This window comes from Streptomyces sp. NPDC005648 (assembly GCF_040605395.1).
Lineage (GTDB): Bacteria > Actinomycetota > Actinomycetes > Streptomycetales > Streptomycetaceae > Streptomyces.
Genome location: NZ_JBEXCS010000003.1, coordinates 105328 through 130383 on the forward strand (window position 1 = coordinate 105328; position 25056 = coordinate 130383).

Genomic DNA, 25056 nt, shown 5'->3' on the forward strand with positions numbered 1-25056 from the left:
GACCGTCCCCAGCCCCCCAGGGACACCTCGTCGAGACCGTCGTACGGCATCCCGTGAAGACGGTGTGAGGGTTCCCCGGTGATCCGCCGGAGTCAGGTGTGAGGACTTGGGGCCCAGGGACCGGGGGCGGAGAAACGGCGGTTAGCGTGGAGCGGTGAGTGAGACGAAGACCCCCGCCCTCCAGTACCGCTTCGACGGCCCGGACGACGCCCCGGTCCTCGTCCTCGGTCCCTCGCTCGGCACCACCTGGCACATGTTCGACCGCCAGATGCCGGAGTTGACGAAGCAGTGGCGCGTCTTCCGGTTCGATCTGCCGGGGCACGGCGGGGCGCCGGCGTACCCGGCGGACTCGGTCGGTGAACTCGCCGAGCGGCTGCTGGCCACGCTTGACGCGCTCGGTGTGCAGCGGTTCGGGTACGCGGGCTGTGCGTTCGGTGCCGCCGTCGGTCTCGAACTGGCCCTGCGCCATCCGGAGCGGCTCGCCTCGCTCGCGGTGATCGCGGCCTCGCCGCGGTTCGGCACGGCGGACGAGTTCCGCCAGCGCGGCGTGATCGTGCGCACCAACGGGCTCGCCCCCATCGCCCGTACCTCCCCGGACCGCTGGTTCACCGGCGGGTTCGCCGCCGCGCAGCCCGCGATCACCGAGTGGGCCGTGCAGATGGTGCGCACCACGGACCCCGGCTGCTACATCTCCGCCTGTGAGGCCCTGGCGTCGTTCGACGTACGGGCCGAGCTCGGCCGGGTCGGGGTGCCGACACTCGTCCTGGTCGGCTCGGACGACCGGGTCACCGGGCCCGCCGAGGCCCGTACGCTGGTCGCCGCCATCCCGGACGCCCGCCTCGCCGTCGTGCCCGGCGCCTCCCATCTGGTGCCGGTCGAGCAGCCCGCCGCCGTGACCGATCTGCTGGTGCGGCACTTCTCCACCGCCTGGCAGCCCGCCGCCGATTCCACCACCGGCCAGACGGCCATCCCCGCGGCCCCCGTCAAGGCGGTCCTGGCCGTCACCTCCCAGCTGACTCCGATCGCCGAGATCGCACCGGCGGTCGTCGCGCCGGCGCCGGGGACCGGACGGCCCGACCCCTACGACGCCGGCCTCAAGGTCCGCCGCGAGGTGCTCGGTGACGCGCATGTCGACCGGGCGCTCGCGCAGGCAGACGCGTTCTCCGGGGACTTCCAGGAGTTCGTCACCCGGTACGCGTGGGGCGAGATCTGGGACCGGCCCGGCCTGGACCGCCGCTCGCGCAGCTGCGTCACCCTCACCGCCCTGGTCGCGGGCGGCCACCTGGACGAGCTGGCCTTCCACACCCGCGCCGCCCTGCGCAACGGTCTCACCCCGGTGGAGATCAAGGAGGTGCTGCTGCAGGCCGCCGTCTACTGCGGTGTACCGGCGGCGAACAGCGCGTTCAAGGTGGCCCAGCAGGTCGTCCGGGAGGAGACCACGCCCGAGGAATGATCATCGTCCGGGCAGCAGGAGCACGGGGCCGAACCACCCGACGTGGCGCGAGGCGGCAGGATGGGATCCATGAAACTCACCAAGAAGTCGCACGCGTGCGTACGCCTGGAGAAGGACGGGCGGACGCTCGTCCTCGACCCCGGAGGATTCAGCGAGGAGGACTCCGTGATCGGCGCGGAAGCGATCCTCGTCACCCACGAACACGTGGACCACTTCAGCGAGGAACGGCTGCGGGCGGCCATGGAGGCCGATCCGGCCGCCGAGATCTGGACCCTCGCCTCGGTCGCGCGGCAGATCTCCGCCGCCTTCCCCGGCCGGGTGCACACGGTCGGCCACGGCGACACCTTCACCGCCGCCGGTTTCGACGTCCAGGTCCACGGCGAACTGCACGCGGTCATCCACCCGGACATCCCGCGCGTCACCAACGTCGGCTACCTCATCGACGGCGGCAAGGTCTTCCACCCCGGCGACGCCCTCACCGTCCCCGATCACCCCGTCGAGACGCTGATGCTGCCCGTCATGGCTCCCTGGAACAAGATCTCCGAGGTCATCGACTACGTCCGCGAGGTCAAGCCGCAGCGCGCCTACGACATCCACGACGCCCTCCTCACCGACCTCGCCCGCCCGATCTACGACCGCCAGATCGGCGGCCTGGGCGGCGCGGAACACCTTCGGCTGGCACCGGGCGGCTCGGCGGAGGTCTGAGAGCACGAGACGGAGCACGAGTCGGGCGCGGGACCGAGCGTGGGTCCGGGGACGGGTCCGGGGACGGGCGGCGGCGGGCGGGGCGGTCGCGTTGTCAGTGCCGCCCGGTAGGTTGTGAGACATGCGCATCGCGACCTGGAACGTCAACTCGATCACCGCCCGCCTGCCGAGGCTCCTGGCCTGGCTGGAGAGCAGCGGCACCGATGTGCTCTGCCTCCAGGAGGCCAAGCTGGCCGAGGACCAGTTCCCGTTCGACCAGCTGCGCGAGGCGGGCTACGAGGCGGCGGTCCACGCGACCGGGCGGTGGAACGGGGTGGCGGTGCTCTCCCGCGCAGGCCTGGAGGACGTCGTCAAGGGCCTGCCCGGCGACCCCGGCTACGACGGCGCCGAGGAACCCCGCGCCATCTCGGCGACCTGCGGCAAGGTCCGCGTCTGGTCGGTGTACGTGCCGAACGGCCGTGAGGTGGACCACCCCCACTACGCGTACAAGCTCCAGTGGTTCGAGGCCCTCAGGGCGGCCGTCGCCGGCGACGCGGCCGGCAGCCGCCCCTTCGCGGTCCTCGGCGACTACAACGTGGCGCCGACCGACGACGACGTCTACGACGTGGCCGCCTTCGAGGGCCTCACCCATGTCACCCCGGCCGAGCGCGCCGCCCTCGCCTCCCTGCGCGAGGCCGGCCTCTCCGACGTCGTACCGCGCCCCCTCAAGTACGACCACCCCTTCACCTACTGGGACTACCGCCAGCTCTGCTTCCCCAAGAACCGCGGCATGCGCATCGACCTGGTGTACGGCAACGAGCCGTTCGCCACCGCGGTCACCGACGCCTACGTGGACCGGGAGGAGCGCAAGGGCAAGGGCGCGTCGGACCACGCGCCGGTGGTGGTGGACCTGGACGTCTAGTCCCCGCACCTGGTCCCCGCACCCGGTCCCGCACCTGGCCCTCGTCCTCGCCCCCTGGACGCGCGGTCCCCGCGGCCTGGGCGGGTGGTTCCTACAGCAGCGTCAGGTCCACGGACCGGGCGAGTGCCGCCAACCCCGCGTCCCCGGGATGCAGATGATCCCCGCAGTCGTAGACGGGCAGCATCCGCGCCGGGTGCGCCGGGTCGCGGAGCACGCCGTCGAAGTCGAGTACGCCGTCGAACTCGTCCGACCCGCGGATCCAGCCGTTGACCGCCGTCCGCTCGGCGTCGACGGCGGCCGTGCAGGCCACCTCGCCCTCGCACGGCAGGATCGTGGCCACCAGCATCCGCAGCCCCCGCGCGTGTCCCCGCTCGGCGATCTCCCGCAGGCCCGCGACGACCTCCCGCGCGGTCGACCGAGCGCGCAGGTCGTTCACGCCCTCGAAGACGATCAACGTGCGCGGCGAGGTCTGGTCGAGGACATCGCGGTCGAGGCGGTGCAGCGCGCTCACCCCGCCGCTGCTCGTGGACACCCCGTCGCCGGGATAGGAGTCGGTGACCACACGGTTGCCCGAGATCCCCTCGTTCAGCACGCCGTAGCGCGGCACCGCGTCCTGCTCCAGCAGGCGCCCGGCCAGCACGTTCGGCCACCGCCGGTTCGCGTCCCGGGTCGAGGTGGTGCCGTCGGTGATCGAGTCCCCGAGCACCACCACCGACCCCGGCCCGCCGCTCACGTCCACTCCGCTCAGCAGCGGCCAGCTGGTCAGCGTCCTCTCGTACGACGCCGCCGTGCTCTCCGCCGCGTGGTCGCCCGGCACGCTCACATACGACCGCTGCACCGCGACCCGGTGCAGGGGTGCGGCCGTCACCGTGTCCGGCAGATGGAAGCTCACCAGCAGGTTCGTGTCCGCGGGCACCGCGAAGGACAGCGGATCGCTGAACACCTCTGCCCCCGCCGGGACTTCGGTCCCGGCCGCGCCGCCGAAGGACACCGGCACCGGCACCTCCCGCGCCGCGGCGCCCGCCGCCTCCACCGCCACCGTCGCGCTCCCGATCCGTACCGGCGCCGCCGCGAACGTGTTCTCGAACCGCAGCCGCACCCGGGGCCCGCCCACCGATGTGTGCACCACCAGCCGCAGCGTCCGGTCGCTCCACGGACCGACGGCCGCGTACCCCGAGCTCGCCGCCGCCCAACTCCCGCTCCAGCCCTGTCCGGAGGACCGCACCGACACCGCGAACACATGGAGACCGGCGGCCCGGGGCAGCCGTACGGACGAGACCTCGCGCCCTCGCGCCAACGGCACCGTCACCACGTACAGCCGTGCCTGCCGGGCGAGTTGACCGGTCGGGGTGTTGATGTGCGGCAGCGCCACCGCCCGCGTGGCGAGCGGGCCGGTGCGCCAGTCGGGGGCCGTCAGCCGGTACGAGGAGAGGGCGCCGTCCGTGTACGACACCGAGCCCGTGCCGCTCGCCTCGGCATCGCCCGTGCCCGCGACCAGGAAGGCGAGCGCGTCGCCCCGGCCGCCGAGGCGCACCCACTGGCCGTCGGCCCGCACGTTGTCCGGCTCGCCGGGGCGCCGGTCCGGCCAGGTCAGACCCGCGCCCCGCACGGTGAGCGTGCGTCCGGGGCTCCAGCCCGCGGCCGCCAGGTCCCGCGCGGACAGGGAGGCGCCCGAGCCGTCGAGGTCGGCGGCGGCCGGGGCGGAGTCGTCGCTGACCGCCCGGTTGTCGAAGAGCCGCTCCAACGGCAGCGGTTGTGCCGCGCCCACGGCCCGTGCCGAGAACGCCGGCGCAAGGGCGGCGTACACGACGATGACGATCGCGAATCCCCGGACATGTCGACGCACGGCCGACTCCTCCCGCTCACCGGTGGGACGAAAGACGCAGGCTGAAGCTAGAGAGACGAGAGGGGCGCGGCAACGGGACATGCACGGAGTGGGCGTGAAATCGCCCCGAAGTGAGCACCCGCGCGCCTGTGGTGCGTACGCCGGTGCGAATGCCACGCTGGAGGTATGAAGATCCCTTTTCTCGGCCACCGACGCGAGGAGTACGCGGACCTCGACCCCGAGGGCATCGCCGGACTCCTCGCCGAGTGCGAGCTGCTCCGGTCGCAGGCGTCCCGTGAGGGCGTTCAACTGGACGACTCCGTCGAGTCGTTGGAGGCCCTCGACCAGGTGGTGCCGCGCTGGCGGGACGACGAGGAGGTGCTGCCCTGGCTCGGCAACGACGCCGGGCTCTATCTGGGCACGGTGATCGTGCGCACCGTGCCCGGTGCCGCCTGGGAGATCCGGTCGGACGGCCAGCCCGTCGTGCTGCTGAACACCGGCCGTGAGTTCGACGTCGTGGAGTTGGGCCAGGAGTGGGCGGCCAGTGGGGCGCCGGAACTCTCCCAGGTGTACGCCGAGGTCGCCGAGGAGTGACATGAGAGGCTCGTGTGACTCATGGTTCAACGTAAGACCGAGATAAATACGGCTAATGCCCGAAAAGTGCGTGTCGTGTACTAACTCCACTCTTGTCTGGATAGTTTGCGGCAACCACGACACAGCTGAGAGTGAGTAGGGCTGCGAATGGCCGTCGATCCGTTGATCGAACTGCGTGAAGCGAACAAGTACCTCGGGGAGGACTGAGCCGTAGAGCCCTCCCCGCCCGGCCGCAGCCGGAGATCACTGCTCGCGCAGCGGGATCGACACGTACGACGGGTCGTTCGACGGCGAGGAGAAGGTCAGCTGCGCGCCGGACGGGTTGTGCTCGATGTAGAGCGGGTCGACCGTGTCGACGACCAGGGCCAGCCGGTGCCCTGCCGGGACGTCGTAGGCCGTGGAGAACAGCTCCAGGTCGACGCCGAACGGCTTTCCCGGTGTACGCCCGTGGAAGGTGTACGGCGCGTTGCTGACCAGCTTGCCGAGGCCGAGCGGCCCCACGTCGTAGAGGTAGGCGACGAGGGTGCCGCTCTCCTCGGTCGGGGTGAGGGTGGTGTGCAACGTCGCGGTGCCGCGCACCTGTTGGACGATGGCGTACTTCTCCGACTGCCATACGGCGGCCCAGCGGCGGGGGAGCAGGGGGATCGAGGCGATCGGCGGGATCCTGGCCACCTGGTCGAGGATGCTGGAGAGGAAGACGGTCCCGCCGTCCGCGCCGGAGTCGACGTTGGTGTGGATCGTGGTGGTGCCCGCGAGGGCGATCTTCTTCCGGGTCGCGCCGACCGACTTCCAGTCCGGGTAACCCTCGTAGCCGTCGGTGGAACGGGACTTGAGCTCAACCGGTTCCTCGCGGTTGATGCCGTTGTCCGCGCCCCTGAGGTAGTGGTCGAACCAGCGCTCGGTGTCCGTCCACACGTCGTTGGGCAGCCCGAACAGGCCGGTCAGCTCGGCGGTGGCGTGGTCGCCCGGGCGGAACTCGAGTCTCTTCGGCCCGGTCAGCCTCTCGTAGAAGTCCGTGTACTGGTTGGGCGGGAAGATCGTGTCGCCCCAGGCGTTGGCGAGCATGAGCGCCGTGCCGTTCTTGTTGAGCTGATCCGTATAGGTGGCGGGGGAACGTTTCTTCCCCCAGCCGATGATCTCCTGTTCCTTGGAGAGGTTGGAGGCGTAGAAGTCGTCGAAGACCTGGCGGGCCTCGGGGCTCTGCCGGCCGGTGACCAGACTCACCCCGTCCAGCAGGGCCGCGGCCTGTACGTGCTGGGTGCGACCGGAGTAGATCGAGCCGATCAGGTCGGCCCAGCCGCTGAGCGCGGCGACCGCCTTGATCCGCTTGTCGTGCGCGGCGGCGAGCAGGCTGATCCCGGCGCCGTAGGAGACGCCCGCCATGCCGATGTGCCCCGAGTCCGCGGGGGAGTTGGCGAGCGCCCAGTCGATGACCTTGGACGCGTCGGCCACGTCCGGTGGTCCGGCCACTTCTATCTCGCCGCCGGACTGCCAGAACCCGCGTACGTTGTAACTGACCACGACGTAACCGGAGTCGGCCAACTTCTGGGCCTGGGCGAGGTATTGGATCTGGGGGAAGCCCCAGCTCGTGGGCATCACCAGCAGTGGGTAGCGGCGCGTGCCGTCGGCGCCCGCGGGCGTGACGACGTTCCCCTTGAGGACGGTGCCGCCGTCGCCGGCGATGTCGACGAAGCGGACGGTGTCCGCGGCCCGCGCGGTCGGGGCGGTCGCGAGGACGCCACCGGCGATCAGTGTCGCGGAGACGGCGCCCACGGCGGTCGTACGCAGGGCCTTGCGATGGTGTCCCACGGTCACTCCTCACTCGTGTCAGTGCAAAGTGACCAGACGGTAACCGCGACGCCTTACCGTAAGTAACCCGTCGGTAAGTTACGTGCGGGTAACGATTGTTGTCATGTGAATCAATTCAGGAGGAGCGGTGGGAGTTACGAGGAGCCGGGGCCGCCGCCGCGGGCAGCGGAGCCCGCGCCTCGCGGGTCACATCGCCGACCAGTTCCACCACATCCGGGCCGTACGCCTGCGAGTTGACCACTCTCAGCAGCAGTACGAAGGAGCTCGCGCCGTACTTGCGGGACAGTCGCTCGTGGTTGCGGGCCAGATAGCGGGTGGCGGCCTGGTTGGTGATGGCGCGCTGTCCGCAGAAGAGGAAGACGGGGCGGCTCTGCTGCTCGCCGGCGGTCAGCCGGGCCAGCAGGACGTACTCCGTGACGCCCGGGTCCATGCGGTAGCGCTCGGTGCCGACCTGGAACGCGCCCCGGTCCGGGCCGGGTTCGGGATCGATGTTCACCCGGACGCCCGGCAGCATCGCCGACATGTGCGCCACCATGCGGCGGTTGGACCCGGGTCCGCCGACGCAGAACTCGGTGCGCTCGCCGAAGCCCTGGTGCACCGCGTCCTGGGTGACCACATGGAACTGGGCCCCGCAGTCCTTGATGAGCGCGGAGAGTTCGAGCAGCGCGAACACGTCGAAACGGTGCACCGCGGGCTCGGCGGTGGCCGAGTCGCGGTTGACGACGAGCAGCGACTCCGAGTTCTCCGGCAGTCCGAGGAAGGCCTGCTTACGGCGGAGCCTGCGCCGCCACAGATAGGTACGGGCCAGCCAGCCGAGGGCGGCGCTGATGCCGGCCGCGACCACGCCCAGGACGATGTTGCGCACGTCGTCATTCATGGGCGCGCATGCTAGCGGGCCGAGATGGCTGGTACGTACCGGTGTTCGATCTGTGGCATTCGCATGACAGCAGCCGGAATGGGGCTGTCGGGCACCTGTGCGTTCTGGTTACGCTGCGCGGACGTCCCTGACTGGAGGTACGGATGCGTCGCCCTGTCGCGCGGAAACTGTCGGTCCTGGCGGTCTCGGCCGCCGTGGTGTCGGTGGGGGCGGCGGCACCGCCGGCCTCCGACGCCACCCCCGCGAAAGTTCCGGTCGCCGTCGGCTATGGGGGCGCTGTCGCGAGCGTCGACGCGGACGCCTCCGCCGCCGGTATCGAGGTCCTGCGCAAGGGCGGCAACGCGGTCGACGCCGCCGTCGCCACGGCCGCCGCACTCGGCGTCACCGAGCCGTACTCCTCCGGCATCGGGGGCGGCGGCTACTTCGTCTACTACGACGCCAAGTCCCGTACGGTGCACACCATCGACGGCCGTGAGACCGCGCCGCTGACCGCCGGCTCCGACCTCTTCCTGGAGAACGGCAAGCCGCTCGCCTTCGCCGACGCCGTCAGCAGCGGGCTGAGCGTGGGCACGCCGGGGACGCCGGCCACCTGGCAGACGGCGCTGGACGAGTGGGGCAGCAGAGGACTCGGGACGGTGCTGAAGCCGGCCGAGCGGATCGCCCGTAACGGGTTCGTGGTCGACGACACCTTCCGCTCACAGACCTCCGCCAACGAGACCCGGTTCAGGTACTTCCCGGACACGGCGAAGCTGTTCCTGCCGGGCGGGCAGCTGCCGGTGGTGGGGTCGACGTTCAGGAATCCCGAACTCGCCAAGACGTACGAGGAGTTGGGGAAGAAGGGGGTCGGGGCGATCTACCGCGGTGACCTGGGACAGGACATCGTGAACACGGTCGAGCATCCGCCCGTGGACCCCAGTTCGGGATGGAACGCACGGGCCGGAAAGCTGTCGGAGAAGGATCTCGCCGCGTACCGGGCCAAGGTGCAGGCTCCCACGAGGACTTCGTACCGCGGACTGGGCGTCTACTCGATCGCTCCTTCGTCCTCCGGTGGCACGACCGTGGGCGAGGCGCTCAACATCCTGGAGAACACGGACCTTTCGAAGGCGAGCGAGGTCCAGTACCTGCACCACTTCATCGAGGCGAGCCGGATCGCGTTCGCGGACCGGGGGCGGTGGGTCGGGGACCCGGCCTTCGAGGACGTACCGACCAAGGAGCTGCTGTCGCAGCGGTACGCCGACTCACGCGCCTGCCTGATCAAGGACGACGCGACGCTGACCAGTCCGGTCGCGCCGGGGGACCCCCGCCATCCGGCGGCGTGCGGGGCCGGCGGTACGGCGGCTCCCACGACGTACGAGGGGGAGAACACCACGCATCTGACGGTCGCCGACAAGTGGGGGAACGTCGTCTCCTACACGCTGACGATCGAGCAGACCGGTGGCAGCGCGATCACGGTTCCCGGGCGCGGGTTCCTGCTGAACAACGAGCTGACCGACTTCTCGTTCGCGCCGGCCAACCCCGCCGTGCACGACCCGAACCTGCCCGGACCGGGGAAGCGGCCGCGGTCCTCCATCTCACCGACGATCGTGCTGGACAGGAACAACCGGCCGGTGGTGGCGCTGGGTTCGCCCGGCGGCGCGACCATCATCACGACGGTGCTGCAGGTGCTCACCGAGTTCCTGGACCGGCATCTGCCGCTGGTCGACGCGATCGCCGCGCCACGGGTGAGCCAGCGCAACGCGGCCAGGACCGATATGGAGCCGGCGCTCTACAACGACACCGGTGCGGCCGGGCTGAGGGCTCGACTCGAGGCCATCGGGCAGTCGTTCAGCCTGAATCCCGAGATCGGGGCCGCCACCGGTGTGCAGCGGTTGCCGGGCGGGAAGTGGCTGGCGGCCGCGGAGACGGTACGGCGGGGTGGCGGGTCGGCTCAGGTGGTGGACCCTGCCCCGTAGCGAGTCGCCCAGGCTCCTGAAGGCCGTGGGCGGACCGAAATCCGCCCGCGGCCTCAAGAACCGTCACCCGCACGGAATTCCAAGGCGCCGTCCGTCGCGTCCACCGTCACCCGGACGCCCTCCGCGATCGTGCCGTTCAGGAGCAGGCGCGACAGCTGGTTGTCGACCTCTCGCTGGATGGTGCGACGCAACGGACGTGCTCCGTACTCCGGTTGGTAGCCGCGTTCCGCCAGCCAGTCGACCGCCGCGTCGGTGAAGGTGACCGCGATGTCCTGGGCCCGCATCAGACGGCGGGTCTTCTCCAGCAACAGGTCGGTGATCTCCCGGAGCTGACCGGCCGTCAGCTCGCGGAAGACGACGATCTCGTCGATGCGGTTGAGGAACTCGGGCCGGAAGTGGTCGCGCAGGGGGCGCAGGATCTGTTCCCTGCGGGCCTCCTCGTCGGCCTCCGAGCCGCCCGCGCCGAAGCCGATACCCGCGCCCTTGCGGGTGACGGCCTCGGAGCCGAGGTTGCTCGTCATGACGACGACCGTGTTGGTGAAGTCCACCGTGCGGCCCTGGGAGTCGGTGAGACGGCCGTCGTCCAGGACCTGGAGGAGGATGTTGAAGACGTCCGGGTGGGCCTTCTCGACCTCGTCGAGCAGGAGGAGCGAGTAGGGGTGCCGGCGGACCACCTCGGTCAGCTGGCCCGCCTCCTCGTGGCCCACATAGCCGGGCGGGGCGCCCACCAGGCGGCTGACCGTGTGGCGCTCCTGGTACTCGCTCATGTCCAGGCGGACCATGCGCTCCTCGCTGCCGAAGAGGGCCTCGGCGAGGGCGCGGGCCAGTTCCGTCTTGCCCACACCCGTGGGGCCCAGGAAGAGGAAGCTGCCGATCGGGCGGTCGGGGCTCGCCAGGCCGGCGCGGGAGCGCATGACCGCCTCGGAGACGACGGCGACCGCTTCGTCCTGGCCCACGACCCGCTGGTGGAGGTGCTCCTCCAGGCCCAGCAGTTTCTCCTTCTCCTCCTGTGTGAGGCTGGCGACCGGGATGCCGGTCCGGCGGGAGACCACCTCGGCGATCGCCTCGGCCGTCACCTCCAGCTGGCCCTCGTCGGCCTCCTCGTCGCCGGTCGCGTCCGTGATGCGCTGCTTCAACTCGCCTATACGGTCGCGCAGTCGGGTCGCCTCCTCGTACTGCTCGTCGGCGACCGCCTGGTCCTTGTCCCGGGTCAGCTGCTCGATCTCGCGCTCCAGGGTCCGTACGTCTGTGCCCTTGGTGCGGGAGCGGAGGCGGACCCGGGCGCCCGCCTGGTCGACCAGGTCGATGGCCTTGTCGGGCAGCCGGCGGTCGGTGAGATAGCGGTCGGAGAGCTCGACGGCGGCCACCAGTGCCTCGTCCGTGTAGCGGACCTGGTGGTGGGCCTCGTAGCGGTCGCGCAGACCGCGCAGGATCTCGATCGTGTCGGGGACCGAGGGTTCGGGGACCAGGATGGGCTGGAAGCGGCGGGCCAGGGCCGCGTCCTTCTCGATACGGCGGAACTCCTCCAGCGTCGTGGCGCCGACGATGTGCAACTCGCCCCGGGCCAGCGCCGGTTTGAGGATGTTGCCCGCGTCCATCGCGCCGCCCTCGCCGCCCGAGCCGGCACCGACGACCGTGTGCAGTTCGTCGATGAAGACGATCAACTGCTCGGAGTGGGTGCGGATCTCGGTGACGATGGTGTTGAGGCGCTCCTCGAAGTCGCCCCGGTAGCGGGTGCCCGCGACGACACCGGTGAGGTCCAGGGCGACCACACGTCGTCCGGTCAGGACGTCGGGCACGTCACCGTCGGCGATCCGCTGGGCCAGCCCCTCGACGACGGCCGTCTTGCCGACGCCCGCGTCACCGATGAGCACCGGGTTGTTCTTGCCGCGCCGGGAGAGGACCTCGATGGTCTGCTCGATCTCGTCGTCCCGGCCGATCACCGGATCGATACGGCCCTGCCGGGCCAGGTCGGTGAGGTCGCGGCCGTACTTGTCGAGGGTGGGGGTGCCCGTGGAGCGGGGGCGTTCGGTGCGGGGTGGCGCCGTGTCCGGGGTCTCGGCGGGGAGCCCGGTGGGCGCGAAACGGGCCGAGTTGAGGATGTGGCCGGCCGCCGAGTCGGGGTTCGCGGCCAGCGCGCTGAGGACGTGCTCGGGGCCGATGTAGCCGGTGCCGCTCGCCCGGGCCAGTTCATGGGCGTCGAGAAGGGCGCGTTTGACGGCCGGGGTCAGGGAGAGCGAGGTGGGCGGTGGGGCCTCCTCGGGCGTGTGCTGGACCGGGCCGGAGCGCTCGTCGATCTCCGAGGCCAGGGAGTCGGGGTCCGCGCCCGCCCGGCTGAGCAGACTGCGGGTCGGCTCGGCGGCGAGCGCGGCCCGCAGCAGATGCTGGGTGTCCAGGTCGCGACTGCCGTGCTCGGCCGCGTACTGGGCGGCACCGCGGACCAGCTCCCGGGCCGGCTGACTGAGCAGACGGCCGATGTCTATCTGCCGGGGGCCCTGGCGCGGTCCGCCGAAGAAGCGGGCGAAGAATTCCTGGAAGGGATCCGATCCGAAGTCGCCTGGACCGGGGAATCCGCTGGTCATGAGCGTTCGTTCCGTTCCGGCGTCCCGTCGCCTGGCGGGACGCGCTCGCTGATCGACGTGCCGGTCCACGCGGGTGCCCCTGCAGGGCCCGGTTACACCACCTTCCCACGGCCGCCGGGAGCGGGCACCTCAAGGGACGACGGGAGATGGGGCGGCCGAGGCGACGGGCGGCCGCACCGGGCCCGGGACGGCCACATGCCCCGCCTCGGCGGGTCACTTCCCCGGGACGGGCTCCGTCAGTTCACCGGATCGCGTTCCGTCAGGATCCGCGGCCCGGCGTCCATGACGGCGATGGTGTGTTCCACATGCGCCGCGCGCGAGCCGTCGTCGGTGCGCAGGGTCCAGCCGTCCGGGGCCTCGTGGTAGCCGTCTCGGCCGCCGCCGATCAGCATGGGCTCGATCGCGATGGCCATGCCGTGGCGCAGCCGGAACCCGCGCCCGGGGCGGCCCTCGTTGGGGACGCCCGGGTCCTCGTGCATACGGCGGCCGATGCCGTGCCCGCCGAAGCCCTGCGGGATGCCGTAGCCGGCCTCACGGCACACCGTGCCGATCGCGTGCGCGATGTCGCCGACGCGGTTGCCGACGACCGCCGCCGCGATGCCGGCGGTGAGGGCGCGCTCCGCGGTCCCGATCAGCCGCAGGTCGGCCGGGCGCGGCTCGCCCACCGTGAAGCTGATCGCCGAGTCGCCCACCCAGCCTCCGAGTTCGGCGCCGCAGTCGACGGAGACGAGATCGCCGTCGCGCAGCCGGTAGGTGGTCGGGATGCCGTGCACGATCGCGTCGTTGACCGAGGCGCAGATGACGGCCGGGAAGGGGACGGGCGCGAAGGAGGGCCGGTAGCCGAGGAAGGGGGAGGACGCCCCGGTCTCCCGCAGCACCGCGCGCGCCGCCTCGTCCAGCTCCAGCAGCGAGACGCCCACGTCGGCCGCCTCCCGTGCGGCCGTCAGGGCTCGCCCGACGACCCGGCCCGCCTCGTGCATCGCGTCGATCGACGTGTCTGTCTTCAGTTCCACCATACCAATTAATATACCGGCTTGTTTGACCGGGTTAGAATGGCGGCATGGTGCGCACCCCTCTCACCCCGGAAGAACGCGAACGCGGCGAGCGGCTCGGCCGGTTGCTGCGCGAGGCCCGCGGCGGGCGAAGCATGACGGATGTCGCGGCCGCGGCGGGCATCTCCGCGGAGACGCTGCGCAAGATCGAGACGGGGCGGGCCCCGACGCCGGCCTTCTTCACCGTCGCCGCGCTCGCCCGGACGCTCGGTCTGTCCATGGACGAACTCGTCGAGCGGTGCGCACTCGTGGTGGTGTGACGCATATCGGTCAAGATCCCGTAATGAGCCGTCCGCACTCCCGTCGCAAACTCCCCGTAGCGCCCTCGTAACACGACTGGTGTTGCCTACGGAACCGGAGTGGTCCGGTCGGGTGGGAGTCGTGCGATGGCTGTGGATCAACTTCCGGGGCGGGTGCGGGAGTTCGCGAACTATCTGAACGGCCTGCTGGCGCGCCTGCGTCAGGACGGCGGATGGTGCGCGGTGTTCTGGCAGCGAGACCCCGACGGGATGCGGGCCTGTCTCGAAGGGCGTGAAGTGCCGCCCTGGGACGTGGTGGAGGCGCTGCTGCAGGATCTCGCGGCACAGTTCGGCGCGGGTGCGGTGCACCAGGAGGCGGAGCGCGCCCGCGCGCTGCACACCGCCGCGCTCCTCGCGTACGACGCCCGCCCCGGTGGCCGGGACGCCCTCGGCGACCGGCTCGACGTCATGCTCCGTGAACAGCGTTACGCCGCCGAACGCCAGGCGCATCTCGGCCGGCTGCTCGCCTCCGCCACCACCCGGCAGGAGGCCGACACCATCCGCCTCGATCTCGCCTGGGCCCGGGACGACCATGAACGAGCCACCGCCCGGTGCGCCGAACTCCGCTCCCGGATGGCCGAGTCGGACCGGCGGGTGACGGACGGACGAGCGGAGGCGATGCGCCGCGGCCGGTTCTCGCAGGGCGCGGCGTACCACGGAGAGGACGACTTCACGGACCGCGCGGACCCCTCCCGCGACGGGCACCGGCGGGACCCCGAGGGCCTGCGGCGTGACCTGCGCGATCACGGCGTCGCCGGACCGCGGCACGGTGCGTACGACGCCGAGTCCTGGACGGCGCGGCAGGGCCGGGCGGAGGCGGGCGCACCGTGGCGGCCGGCCGCGTTCGACGCGGGGTCCCCGAGCGCACCCCGACAGGACGACCCGCGCACCGAATTCTTCGGGCCCGCGCAGGCCGCTCCCGCCCAGTCCGCTCCCGCCCAGTCCGCTCCCGCCCAGTCCGCTCCCGCGCGGACCACCCCGACGCGAGCCACCCACGGGCAGGGCGCCTCCACACAGGCCGCCCCGGCACGGGCTGTCCCCGCAGCGCCGGTCCCGGGATCCTCGGCGCCCGCCCCTGCATCCCCGGATGCCCCAGCACTCTCGGCCCCAGCACTCTCGGCCCCCGCGGCGGACTCCTCCGGCTCGACGCAGGCAGGCCCCGACGCCCCGTCGTCCCAGGAGCCCGCTCCCAGACAGCGCAAGCGCCGCCGGGGCAGCGCGCGTTTCGCCGGAATGGTCGAGGAGGCCGCCGCCCCCGTCGTCGTACCGCCCGCGTCCGGACCCGTTCTTCCCGGTCCGGACGCTTCCACCGGCCGGACCCCGCGCGGAGCCCGTTTCGCCGGAGGTGGCGAGGCGTCGGCCGCGCGGTCGGCCGAGCCGCGGGCCGAGGCGCTGGACCCGGAGGCGGCGCGTGAGGTCGCCGAAGGCGTGGCGAGGCTGGTGCGGCTGCGGACGGAGGGGCGCACCGGGGAGGCGCACGCCCTGCTCGTCGAGGCCGCGTACTGGCCCGCCGCCCGGTTCCCGCTGCTCGCGGGTGAGCTGCAGCGCGCGGGGCTCGGGGCCGACTGGGTGACCCTGCTCTGGGAGGCCGCCTCACTGCCCGCCGAACGGCTGGTCGCGGCGGCGGACGCGCTGGTCGCGGCCGGGCGCGGGCCGGACGGCGAACAGATCCTGCGGCAGGGCGTCGCCCGGCCCGCCGCGGAGATCGGGACGGCCGTGCTCGGCCTGGTCGGCGAGGGGCGCCGGCGTGAGGTGGGCGCGCTGCTCGACGCGTACGTCCGGGTCCGCACCCCCGAGGAGGCGGCCCGCAGCGCGGAGCTCGACCCGGACACCCTCGTACCGCTGCTGCTCCAGGCCGCGCGAAGCGTGTCGGACGAGCGACACTGGGACCTGGTGCACGCCCTCCGGGTCGCCGGTTTCGCCGCCTGACAGCAGAGTCCTGGGGCCTTCCTCGTCCCGTCCCATCGGCCCCTCCGCTCACCCACAGGAGTGTGAAACGTGATCGACTTCGCGGGTTAACGGCGATGGTCTTGGCAAGGCTCTCCCGGAGGCTTACGTTCATCCCTCTACGGCCTTGTCTACGGGCGTAGAGGCTCTGACGACCCGCCGAAGGAGCAGCTCATGGCCAACGTCGTACGCGCCGCTCTGGTCCAGGCCACCTGGACCGGCGACACCGAGTCCATGGTGGCGAAACACGAGGAGCACGCCCGCGAGGCGGCCCGCCAGGGTGCGAAGATCATCGGTTTCCAGGAGGTCTTCAACGCCCCCTACTTCTGCCAGGTCCAGGAACCGGAGCACTACCGCTGGGCCGAGCCGGTGCCCGACGGCCCGACCGTGAGGCGTATGCAGGACCTCGCACGTGAGACGGGCATGGTGATCGTCGTGCCGGTCTTCGAGGTCGAGCAGTCCGGTTTCTACTACAACACCGCCGCCGTGATCGACGCCGACGGCGCCTTCCTCGGCAAGTACCGCAAGCACCACATCCCGCAGGTAAAGGGTTTCTGGGAGAAGTACTACTTCAAGCCGGGCAACGTCGGGTGGCCCGTCTTCGACACCGCGGTCGGAAGGGTCGGCGTATACATCTGCTACGACCGCCACTTCCCCGAGGGCTGGCGGCAGCTCGGCCTCAACGGCGCCCAGCTGGTCTACAACCCGTCGGCCACCCACCGCGGACTCTCCTCCCACCTCTGGCGGCTCGAGCAGCCGGCCGCGGCCGTCGCCAACGAGTACTTCGTCGCCGCGATCAACCGCGTGGGACAGGAGGAGTACGGGGACAACGATTTCTACGGCACGTCGTACTTCGTCGACCCGCGCGGACAGTTCGTGGGGGAGACCGCGAGCGACAGCAAGGAGGAACTGGTCGTCCGCGACCTCGACTTCGACCTGATCGAGGAAGTGCGCCAGCAGTGGGCGTTCTACCGAGACCGACGACCCGACGCCTACGAAGGGCTGGTGCAGCCGTGAGCGACCTGTACGCACGTCACCGATCCGTCCTGCCGGACTGGCTCGCCCTCTACTACGAGGACCCGCTGGAGATCACCCACGGCGAGGGCCGGCACGTCTGGGACTCGGACGGCAACAAGTACCTCGACTTCTTCGGCGGCATCCTCACCACGATGACCGCGCACGCGCTGCCCGAGGTGACGAAGGCGGTGAGCGAGCAGGCCGGGCGGATCCTGCACTCCTCGACCCTGTACCTCAACCGGCCGATGGTCGAACTGGCCGAGCGCATCGCCCAGTTGAGCGGCATCCCGGACGCCCGCGTCTTCTTCACGACCTCCGGCACCGAGGCCAACGACACGGCTCTGCTGCTCGCGACGACGTATCGCCGCAGCAACACGATCCTGGCGATGCGCAACAGTTACCACGGCCGTTCCTTCAGCGCGGTCGGCATCACCGGCAACCGCGGCTGGTCCCCGACCTCGCTGTCCCCGCTCCAGACGCTCTACGTCCACGGCGGCGTCCGCACCCGGGGCCCGTACGCCTCCCTCGGCGACGACGACTTCATCGCGGCCTGCGTCGACGACCTGAAGGACCTCCTCGGCCACACCCGCCCGCCCGCGGCCCTGATCGCCGAGCCGATCCAGGGCGTCGGCGGCTTCACCTCCGGGCCGGACGGCCTCTACGCCGCCTTCCGCGAGGTCCTCGCCGAGCGCGGCATCCTCTGGATCGCCGACGAGGTGCAGACCGGCTGGGGCCGCACCGGTGACCACTTCTGGGGCTGGCAGGCGCACGACCGGAGCGGCCCGCCGGACATCCTCACCTTCGCCAAGGGCATCGGCAACGGCAGCTCCATCGGCGGTGTCGTCGCCCGCGCCGAGATCATGAACTGCCTGGACGCCAACAGCATCTCGACGTTCGGCGGCACCCAGATCACCATGGCGGCCGGCCTCGCCAACCTCACCTACCTGCTGGAACACGACCTCCAGGGCAACGCCCGGCGCGTGGGCGGACTGCTCATCGAGCGGCTGCGGGCGGTCGCGGCGCAGGTTCCGCAGGTGCGGGAGGTCCGCGGGCGCGGCCTGATGCTCGGCATCGAGCTGGTGAAGCCCGGGACCGACGAGGCCGATCCGGACGCCGCGGCCGCCGTACTGGAGGCGACCCGCGCCGACGGCCTCCTCATCGGCAAGGGCGGCGGCCACAACACCAGCGCCCTGCGCATCGCCCCGCCCCTGTCCCTCACGGTCGCCGAGGCCGAGGAGGGCGCCGCGATCCTCGAAAGCGCTCTGCGGAGCCTGTAGCAGCAGCGCACTGAGCAAGGGACAAGCGCCATGACCACCACCTTCGGGACCTTCGAACCGGCTCTGTCGGTACGTCAGGTGCTGGCCCTGGAACGGGTCCTCGCCGGCGAGCCCGAGGTGGTGGCGGGCGCCGCCCAGCTCGACCGGCCGGTGCGCTGGGTGCATGTCGCCGAGGCCCCCGACGTGGGCGTGATGCTCAGCGGCGGCGAGATGGTGCTCACCACCGGGGTGCTGCTCGCCGGCGACGAGGAGAAACAGGCCGAGTACATCCGCTCCCTGCACCGCGCCGAGGCCGCGGCGGTGGTGCTGGGACTGGGCCGTGCCTTTCCCTCGCCCCCGGACGTCATGCGCCGGGCCGCCGAACGGTGCGGGCTGCCCATGGTCGTCCTCCACCGCCCCTTCCCCTTCGCGGAGTTGACGGAGGAGGTCCAGGCCCGGCTGGTACGGCGGAAGTTCGCCGCCGTGAGTCTCTCGGAGTCCGTACGGACCGCCCTGACCGGGCTCATCACCGCCGGCGCCCCGCTGCAACGCCTCCTCGACGAAATCGCCCAGCACAGCGCCTGCCCGGTCGTCGTCACCAACCTCGCCCACCGTGTCCTCGCCACGGCGGGGGAGCGCTCCGCGGTGGACGACGTGCTGCGCGACTGGGAGCGCATCTCCCGGCAGGCCGGCGGCAGCGAGGGCGACGGCTGGATCCGTGCCGAACTGGGCGGGCGCGGGGAACGCTGGGGTCAGATCATGCTGTGCGGTTACCGCGGCGACACCGCCACCGGACGGCTGCTGGCCGACCGGGCCGCCGAGGCCCTCGTGCTGCACCGGATGCTGGGCGGCACCTCGGCCCACACCTGGGAGGAGCAGTCGGCGCAGAGCCTGCTGACCGACCTGGTGAGCGGTGTCGTGGCGGCCAGGCAGCTGCTGCCGCGCGCCCGTGCGGCCGGACTGCCGGTCAACCGGCGGACCTTCGTACCGCTGGTCGTCCGGGACGGGGACCCCGCCCAACTGGACCGGGTGCTGCGGATGCTGGGGCTGCCCGGTCTTGTCGCCGAGCTCGCGGGGGAAGCCACCGCCGTGCTGCTCAGCCTCGCCCGGGACCAGGACGCCGAGGCGCTGACCGCGCACTTCGCGGCGAGGCTCCGTACGGAGTCGGTGTCGCCGAAGTCGGTCGTGGCGGCCGCCGATCCGCGCATCGCCTGGGACGACGTGCCGGCGGGCCTGCGCGAGGCGCAGCATGTCGCCGACGCCGTCGCGGACTCCTCCGACGTCCTCGACCTCCCGGCGGTCGTACGGCTGAAGGACGTCCATCTGCGGGGCCTGATCCGCCTGCTGCGGGACGATCCCCACGTCCAGTCGTTCGCGGAGCGGGAACTGGACGGGCTGCTGTGCTCGGCCGACGACGATCTGCTGCTGGTCCTGCGCACCTATCTCGCCACCGGCCGCAACAAGTCCCGCACCGCCCAGCTCCACCATGTCTCCCGGCCCGCGCTCTACCGCCGGCTGGAGGCCATACAGGGTCGGCTCGGCGTCGACCTCGACGACTTCGAGCAGGCCGCCTCCGTGCACATCGCGCTTCTCGCGCACGACGCGCAACAGAGCTGAAACATGCCACGACCTGGGAAAACGGCGGTGAAACATGGGCCCACGAGAGGGTGACACCGTGACACGCCGCACGCCCGCAGACGTGACACGCTGCAACTCAAAGCCGGTTTTCGGACTTCCTAGTCTTCTCGCACACCGAGCGACCGGAGGTCCCGATGAGCAGAGTGATTCGCGCCGCCCTCTTCCAGACCGCGTGGACGGGCGACAAGGAGTCGATGATCCAGGTACACGAGCAGGCGGCCCGCGACGCGGCCGCGCAGGGTGCTCAGGTCCTGTGCTTCCAGGAGCTGTTCTACGGACCCTACTTCTGCCAGGTCCAGGACAAGGCGTTCTACGAGTACGCGGAAGCGATCCCGGACGGCCCGATCGTCAAGCGCTTCCAGGCGTTGGCCAGGGAACTGGGTCTCGTCCTGATCCTGCCGATGTACGAGGAGGAGCAGCCCGGAGTCCTCTACAACACCGCGGCCGTGATCGACGCCGACGGCTCGTACCTCGGCAAGTACCGCAAGCACCACATTCCCCAAGTGCCGGGCTTCTGGGAGAAGTTCTACTTCCGCCCCGGCAACGCGGGCTGGCCGGTCTTCGACACGGCCGTCGGGCGGATCGGCGTCTACATCTGCTACGACCGCCACTTCCCGGAGGGCTGGCGGGCGTTGGGCCTGGAGGGCGCGGAGATCGTCTTCAACCCGTCGGCCACCTCGCGCGGTCTGTCCGCCTATCTGTGGCAGCTGGAGCAGCCGGCCGCGGCCGTCGCCAACGAGTACTTCGTCGGTGCGATCAACCGGGTCGGTGTCGAGGAGCTGGGCGACAACGACTTCTACGGCACGAGCTACTTCGTGGACCCGGAGGCCCAGTTCGTCGGCGAGGTGGCGAGCGACAAGGAGACCGAACTCGTGGTCCGCGACCTCGACCTGGCCAAGCTCCGCGAGGTCAGGGACCGCTGGCAGTTCTTCCGCGACCGCCGTCCCGACGCGTACTCCCCGCTGACCGCACCCTGACCGAACCAACGACCCTGGCAGGAGAGGGAACATGAGCAGCCGTACCGTCATCCGCGGTGGCCTCGTCATCACCGCGTCCGACGAGATCCACGCCGACGTGCTGATCGAGGACGGCCGCATCGCCGCCCTCGCCGCCTCCGGCACGCCGGCGGCGCAGTCGTTCACCGCCGACCGGACCATCGACGCCACCGGGAAGTACGTCATCCCCGGCGGCGTCGACGCCCACACCCACATGGAGCTGCCCTTCGGCGGCACCTTCGCCTCCGACACCTTCGAGACCGGGACCCGGGCCGCCGCCTGGGGCGGTACGACCACGATCGTCGACTTCGCGGTGCAGAGCGTCGGCCACTCCCTGCGCGAGGGGCTGGACGCCTGGCACGCGAAGGCCGAGGGCAACTGCGCGATCGACTACGCCTTCCACATGATCGTCTCCGATGTGAACCAGGAGACGCTCAAGGAGATGGACCTGCTGGTCGAGGAGGGCGTCACCTCCTTCAAGCAGTTCATGGCCTACCCCGGCGTCTTCTACTCGGACGACGGCCAGATCCTCCGTGCCATGCAGCGCTCCGCCGAGAACGGCGGCCTGATCATGATGCACGCGGAAAACGGTATCGCCATCGACGTCCTGGTCGAGCAGGCGCTGGCGCGCGGCGAGACCGACCCGCGCTACCACGGAGAGGTGCGCAAGGCGCTCCTGGAGGCCGAGGCCACCCACCGTGCCATCAAGCTCGCCCAGGTCGCGGGCGCCCCGCTGTACGTCGTGCACGTCTCGGCCATGGAGGCGGTGGCCGAGCTGGCGCGGGCGCGCGACGAGGGCCTGAACGTGTTCGGCGAGACCTGCCCCCAGTACCTCTTCCTGTCGACCGACAACCTCGCCGAGCCCGACTTCGAGGGCTCGAAGTACGTGTGCAGCACACCGCTGCGGCCCAAGGAGCACCAGGCCAAGCTCTGGCAGGGACTCAGGACGAACGACCTCCAGGTCGTCTCCACCGACCACTGCCCCTTCTGCTTCGTGGGCCAGAAGGAGCTCGGCCGCGGCGACTTCTCGAAGATCCCCAACGGCCTTCCGGGCGTCGAGAACCGTATGGACCTGCTCCACCAGGCCGTCGTCGACGGGCACATCAGCCGGCGCCGCTGGATCGAGATCGCCTGCGCCTCCCCGGCCCGGATGTTCGGCATGTACCCGAAGAAGGGCACCATCGCCCCGGGCGCAGACGCCGACATCGTCATCTACGACCCGAACGCCGAGCAGGTCCTGTCGGTCGACACCCACCACATGAACGTCGACTACTCGGCCTACGAGGGCAAGCGCATCACCGGCCAGGTCGAGACCGTGCTCTCGCGCGGCGAGGTCGTCATCACCGAGCGGGAGTACACCGGACACGCCGGGCACGGTGTCTACACCCCGCGCTCCACCTGTCAGTACCTCAACTAGGAGTGGCGCCAATGGACTTCGGACTCGTCCTGCAGACCGACCCGCCGGCCTCGAAGGTCGTCAGCCTGATGAAGCGGGCGGAGCGCAACGGCTTCACGTACGGCTGGACCTTCGACTCCGCCGTGCTCTGGCAGGAGCCGTTCGTGATCTACAGTCAGATCCTCGCGAACACGACGAAGCTGACCGTGGGCCCGATGGTGACGAACCCCGGGACCCGGACCTGGGAGGTCACCGCCTCCACCTTCGCCACCCTCAACGACATGTTCGGCAACCGCACCGTCTGCGGCATCGGCCGCGGCGACTCCGCGATGCGGGTCGCGGGCCGCAAGCCCAACACGCTGGCCCGGATCAGCGAGGCCATGAAGGTCATCCGCGCCCTCGGCCGGGGCGAGGAGGCCGACCTCGGCGGCACGGTGATCAGGTTCCCGTGGATCAAGCCGGGCGCCGAACTCCCCGTCTGGATGGCGGCGTACGGCCCCAAGGCCCTGAAGATGACCGGCGAGGAGGCCGACGGCTTCATCCTCCAGCTGGCCGACCTGTACCTCACCGAGTACATGGTCAAGGCGGTCAAGGACGCGGCCGTCGCCGCCGGCCGCGACCCCGGCGACGTCAAGATCTGTGTCGCCGCCCCCGCCTATGTCACCGAGGACGACTCGCCCGAGGCCCTCGCCCACGCCCGCGACCAGTGCCGCTGGTTCGGCGGCATGGTCGGCAACCACGTCGCCGACCTGGTCTCCAAGTACGGTGAGCACTCCGCGCAAGTTCCCGAGGAACTCACCGACTACATCAAGGCCCGCGAGGGGTACGACTACTCGCACCACGGCCGCGCGGACAACCCCGACACCCAGTTCGTCCCCGACGAGATCGTCGACCGGTTCTGCCTCATCGGACCGGTCGAGAAGCACATCGAGAAGCTGAACGCCCTGCGTGAGCTGGGCGTCGACCAGTTCGCCGTGTACGACATGCACGACGCGCAGGAAACCGTGATCGACGCGTACGGCACGAAGGTCATCCCGGCGCTGAACGCCTGACCCCCGCGAAACCGCGTAGAAACCGCTCAACCGCTCAACTCCCCATCCCCCCACTCCAGTTCTCCCCTCCCCGGCCGTCCCCGGGGAGGGGGCCGGAGACCCGCACGGCCTTTCCGGACCACTCCTCATCGATTGGCCTGCCCATGACCGACACCGCTCCCACGGCCATACCGCCGACAGCCCAGGTGACCCTCGACGACGGTCGCGTGGAGATCGCCCCGGGATCCCCCCTGCCCAGCGGTCCGTACGCGAACGAGGACCTGCTCCCGGTCCCGGTCGAGAAGCGCACCTGGACCACGTACAACTTCTCCGCCCTGTGGGTCGGCATGGCCCACAACACGGCCTCCTGGACCCTGGCCTCCGGTCTGATCGCCGTCGGCATGGACTGGAAGCAGGCGGTGCTCACCATCGCCCTGGCCAATGTGATCGTGCTGATCCCGATGCTGCTCACCGGGCACGCGGGACCCAAGTACGGCATCCCCTTCCCGGTCTTCGCCCGGGCCAGCTTCGGCGTCCGCGGCGCCAACCTCCCCGCCGTCGTACGGGCGTTGGTGGCATGCGGCTGGTTCGGCATCCAGACCTGGATCGGCGGTGAGGCGATCTACTTCCTCGCCGGAAAACTGATCGGAAACGGATGGTCCGACGCCGGCAAGGTCGGCGGGTACGCCTGGACGATGTGGCTGTCGTTCGCGCTCTTCTGGGTGCTCCAGGTCGCCATCATCTACCGGGGCATGGAGACGATCCGCCGCTTCGAGAACTGGGCCGCGCCCTTCGTGATCGTCGGCGCGATCGTGATGCTGATCTGGATGAGCAACAAGGCCGGCGGTTTCGGCCCGCTGCTCGACCAGCCCTCCAAGCTCGGCTGGGGCGGCGACTTCTGGAAGCTGTTCTGGCCGTCCCTGATGGGCATGATCGGCTTCTGGTCCACACTGTCGCTGAACATCCCCGACTTCACCCGCTACGGCAGGAGCCAGAAGGCCCAGACGCGCGGCCAGGCCCTCGGTCTGCCGACCACGATGACCCTGTTCGCGCTGCTGTCGGTGCTGGTCACCTCCGGCTCGCAGAAGGTGTACGGCGAGGCGGTCTGGGACCCGGTACAGCTCGCCGCCAAGACGGACAATGTCTTCGGCCTGCTGTTCGCCCTGGTGACCGTGCTGGTCGCGACGCTGTCCGTGAACATCGCGGCCAACCTGGTCTCGCCGGCCTTCGACTTCTCCAACATCGCGCCCAGGAAGGTGAGTTTCCGGGCCGGTGCCCTCGCCACCTGTGTCATCGGTGTGCTGATCTTCCCGTGGAAGCTGTACTCCGACCCGCAGGGCTACATCTTCACCTGGCTGGGCCTGGTCGGCGGTCTGCTCGGCACGGTCGCCGGCATCCTCATCGCCGACTACTGGATCCTGCGCCGCGGCAGGCTCGACCTGGTCGACCTGTACCGTACGGGCGGCCGCTACTGGTACGCGGGCGGCTGGAACTGGCGGGCCGTGGTGGCCTTCGTCGTCGGCGGTGTGCTGGCGGTCGGCGGCGCGAACTTCAAGCCGCTGATCGACGGACGGCCCATCCCGTTCCTGAAGTCCCTCGCGGACTACGGCTGGGCGGTGGGCCTCGGCACCTCGATGGCGCTCTACCTCGGTCTGATGCTGCTGCGCGGAAAGGGCCGTCTGAAGGTCTGAGCCCGTGGCTCCGCCTCCCGGTCCGCGAAGGGCAGC

The 25056-nt window shown here is 70.8% G+C and carries 19 protein-coding genes; 14 read left to right on the forward strand and 5 right to left on the reverse strand.

What is annotated here, in order from left to right; all coding sequences use genetic code 11:
* The first annotated feature begins 154 nt into the window (after positions 1 to 154).
* The 3 genes from pcaC (at position 155) to ABZT17_RS02825 (ending at position 3059) form a co-directional block, all read left to right on the forward strand.
* The gene (pcaC, locus tag ABZT17_RS02815; RefSeq protein WP_356342843.1) at positions 155 to 1453 is read left to right on the forward strand and encodes a 4-carboxymuconolactone decarboxylase; all 1299 of its coding nucleotides are present in this window, start codon (positions 155 to 157) and stop codon (positions 1451 to 1453) included.
* Between the two features lie 69 nt (positions 1454 to 1522).
* A complete protein-coding gene (locus tag ABZT17_RS02820) occupies positions 1523 to 2158 on the forward strand; it encodes an MBL fold metallo-hydrolase (protein ID WP_356342846.1) in 636 nt (211 codons plus the stop codon).
* A gap of 121 nt (positions 2159 to 2279) precedes the next feature.
* On the forward strand, positions 2280 to 3059 hold the full coding sequence (locus ABZT17_RS02825; RefSeq protein WP_356342848.1) for an exodeoxyribonuclease III: 780 nt from the start codon (positions 2280 to 2282) through the stop codon (positions 3057 to 3059).
* A 91-nt stretch (positions 3060 to 3150) separates the two neighbouring features.
* Here the strand turns inward: ABZT17_RS02825 and ABZT17_RS02830 are convergent, their stop codons facing one another.
* Complete coding sequence (locus tag ABZT17_RS02830; protein ID WP_356342851.1) at positions 3151 to 4905, reverse strand: SGNH/GDSL hydrolase family protein; 1755 nt, start codon at positions 4903 to 4905, stop codon at positions 3151 to 3153.
* A gap of 165 nt (positions 4906 to 5070) precedes the next feature.
* Between ABZT17_RS02830 and ABZT17_RS02835 the strand changes: the two genes are divergently transcribed.
* Entirely contained in the window at positions 5071 to 5478 is a 408-nt protein-coding gene (locus ABZT17_RS02835) for a DUF6278 family protein (RefSeq protein WP_356342853.1), read from the forward strand.
* A gap of 243 nt (positions 5479 to 5721) precedes the next feature.
* Here ABZT17_RS02835 and ABZT17_RS02840 read toward each other — a convergent pair whose 3' ends face one another.
* Both ABZT17_RS02840 and ABZT17_RS02845 read right to left on the reverse strand, forming a co-directional pair.
* Positions 5722 to 7287, reverse strand: coding sequence for a CocE/NonD family hydrolase (locus ABZT17_RS02840; RefSeq protein ID WP_356342855.1), 1566 nt, complete (start codon positions 7285 to 7287; stop codon positions 5722 to 5724).
* Between the two features lie 115 nt (positions 7288 to 7402).
* The gene (locus ABZT17_RS02845; protein ID WP_356342857.1) at positions 7403 to 8164 is read right to left on the reverse strand and encodes a hypothetical protein; all 762 of its coding nucleotides are present in this window, start codon (positions 8162 to 8164) and stop codon (positions 7403 to 7405) included.
* A gap of 143 nt (positions 8165 to 8307) precedes the next feature.
* Between ABZT17_RS02845 and ggt the strand changes: the two genes are divergently transcribed.
* The gene (gene ggt, locus ABZT17_RS02850) at positions 8308 to 10116 is read left to right on the forward strand and encodes a gamma-glutamyltransferase (RefSeq protein ID WP_356342859.1); all 1809 of its coding nucleotides are present in this window, start codon (positions 8308 to 8310) and stop codon (positions 10114 to 10116) included.
* Between the two features lie 53 nt (positions 10117 to 10169).
* Here the strand turns inward: ggt and ABZT17_RS02855 are convergent, their stop codons facing one another.
* Together ABZT17_RS02855 and map are read right to left on the reverse strand one after the other, a co-directional pair.
* Positions 10170 to 12698, reverse strand: a complete 2529-nt coding sequence (locus tag ABZT17_RS02855) for an ATP-dependent Clp protease ATP-binding subunit (protein WP_356342861.1) — start codon at positions 12696 to 12698, stop codon at positions 10170 to 10172.
* A gap of 236 nt (positions 12699 to 12934) precedes the next feature.
* Positions 12935 to 13714 (reverse strand): type I methionyl aminopeptidase, encoded by a 780-nt coding sequence (gene map / locus ABZT17_RS02860; RefSeq protein WP_356342864.1) that lies wholly within the window; start codon positions 13712 to 13714, stop codon positions 12935 to 12937.
* Between the two features lie 44 nt (positions 13715 to 13758).
* Between map and ABZT17_RS02865 the strand changes: the two genes are divergently transcribed.
* The 9 genes from ABZT17_RS02865 to ABZT17_RS02905 all read left to right on the forward strand — a co-directional run bounded on the left by ABZT17_RS02865 (position 13759) and on the right by ABZT17_RS02905 (position 25020).
* Positions 13759 to 14010 (forward strand): helix-turn-helix transcriptional regulator, encoded by a 252-nt coding sequence (locus tag ABZT17_RS02865; protein WP_356342866.1) that lies wholly within the window; start codon positions 13759 to 13761, stop codon positions 14008 to 14010.
* Positions 14011 to 14136: 126 nt separating this feature from the next.
* Complete coding sequence (locus ABZT17_RS02870) at positions 14137 to 15978, forward strand: hypothetical protein (RefSeq protein ID WP_356342868.1); 1842 nt, start codon at positions 14137 to 14139, stop codon at positions 15976 to 15978.
* A 192-nt stretch (positions 15979 to 16170) separates the two neighbouring features.
* Positions 16171 to 17013, forward strand: a complete 843-nt coding sequence (locus ABZT17_RS02875; protein ID WP_356342871.1) for a nitrilase-related carbon-nitrogen hydrolase — start codon at positions 16171 to 16173, stop codon at positions 17011 to 17013.
* On the forward strand, positions 17010 to 18290 hold the full coding sequence (locus tag ABZT17_RS02880) for an aspartate aminotransferase family protein (protein WP_356342873.1): 1281 nt from the start codon (positions 17010 to 17012) through the stop codon (positions 18288 to 18290). Before ABZT17_RS02875 ends, ABZT17_RS02880 begins: the two co-directional genes overlap by 4 nt.
* Positions 18291 to 18320: 30 nt before the next feature.
* Positions 18321 to 19886, forward strand: coding sequence for a PucR family transcriptional regulator ligand-binding domain-containing protein (locus ABZT17_RS02885; protein ID WP_356342876.1), 1566 nt, complete (start codon positions 18321 to 18323; stop codon positions 19884 to 19886).
* Between the two features lie 155 nt (positions 19887 to 20041).
* A complete protein-coding gene (locus ABZT17_RS02890; RefSeq protein WP_356342878.1) occupies positions 20042 to 20884 on the forward strand; it encodes a nitrilase-related carbon-nitrogen hydrolase in 843 nt (280 codons plus the stop codon).
* Between the two features lie 31 nt (positions 20885 to 20915).
* The gene (gene hydA, locus ABZT17_RS02895) at positions 20916 to 22319 is read left to right on the forward strand and encodes a dihydropyrimidinase (RefSeq protein ID WP_356342882.1); all 1404 of its coding nucleotides are present in this window, start codon (positions 20916 to 20918) and stop codon (positions 22317 to 22319) included.
* Positions 22320 to 22330: 11 nt separating this feature from the next.
* Positions 22331 to 23350: a TIGR03842 family LLM class F420-dependent oxidoreductase gene (locus tag ABZT17_RS02900; protein WP_356342884.1), complete on the forward strand. Its 1020-nt coding sequence runs from the start codon at positions 22331 to 22333 to the stop codon at positions 23348 to 23350.
* Positions 23351 to 23493: 143 nt separating this feature from the next.
* Complete coding sequence (locus ABZT17_RS02905) at positions 23494 to 25020, forward strand: NCS1 family nucleobase:cation symporter-1 (protein ID WP_356342887.1); 1527 nt, start codon at positions 23494 to 23496, stop codon at positions 25018 to 25020.
* Positions 25021 to 25056: the final 36 nt, after the last annotated feature.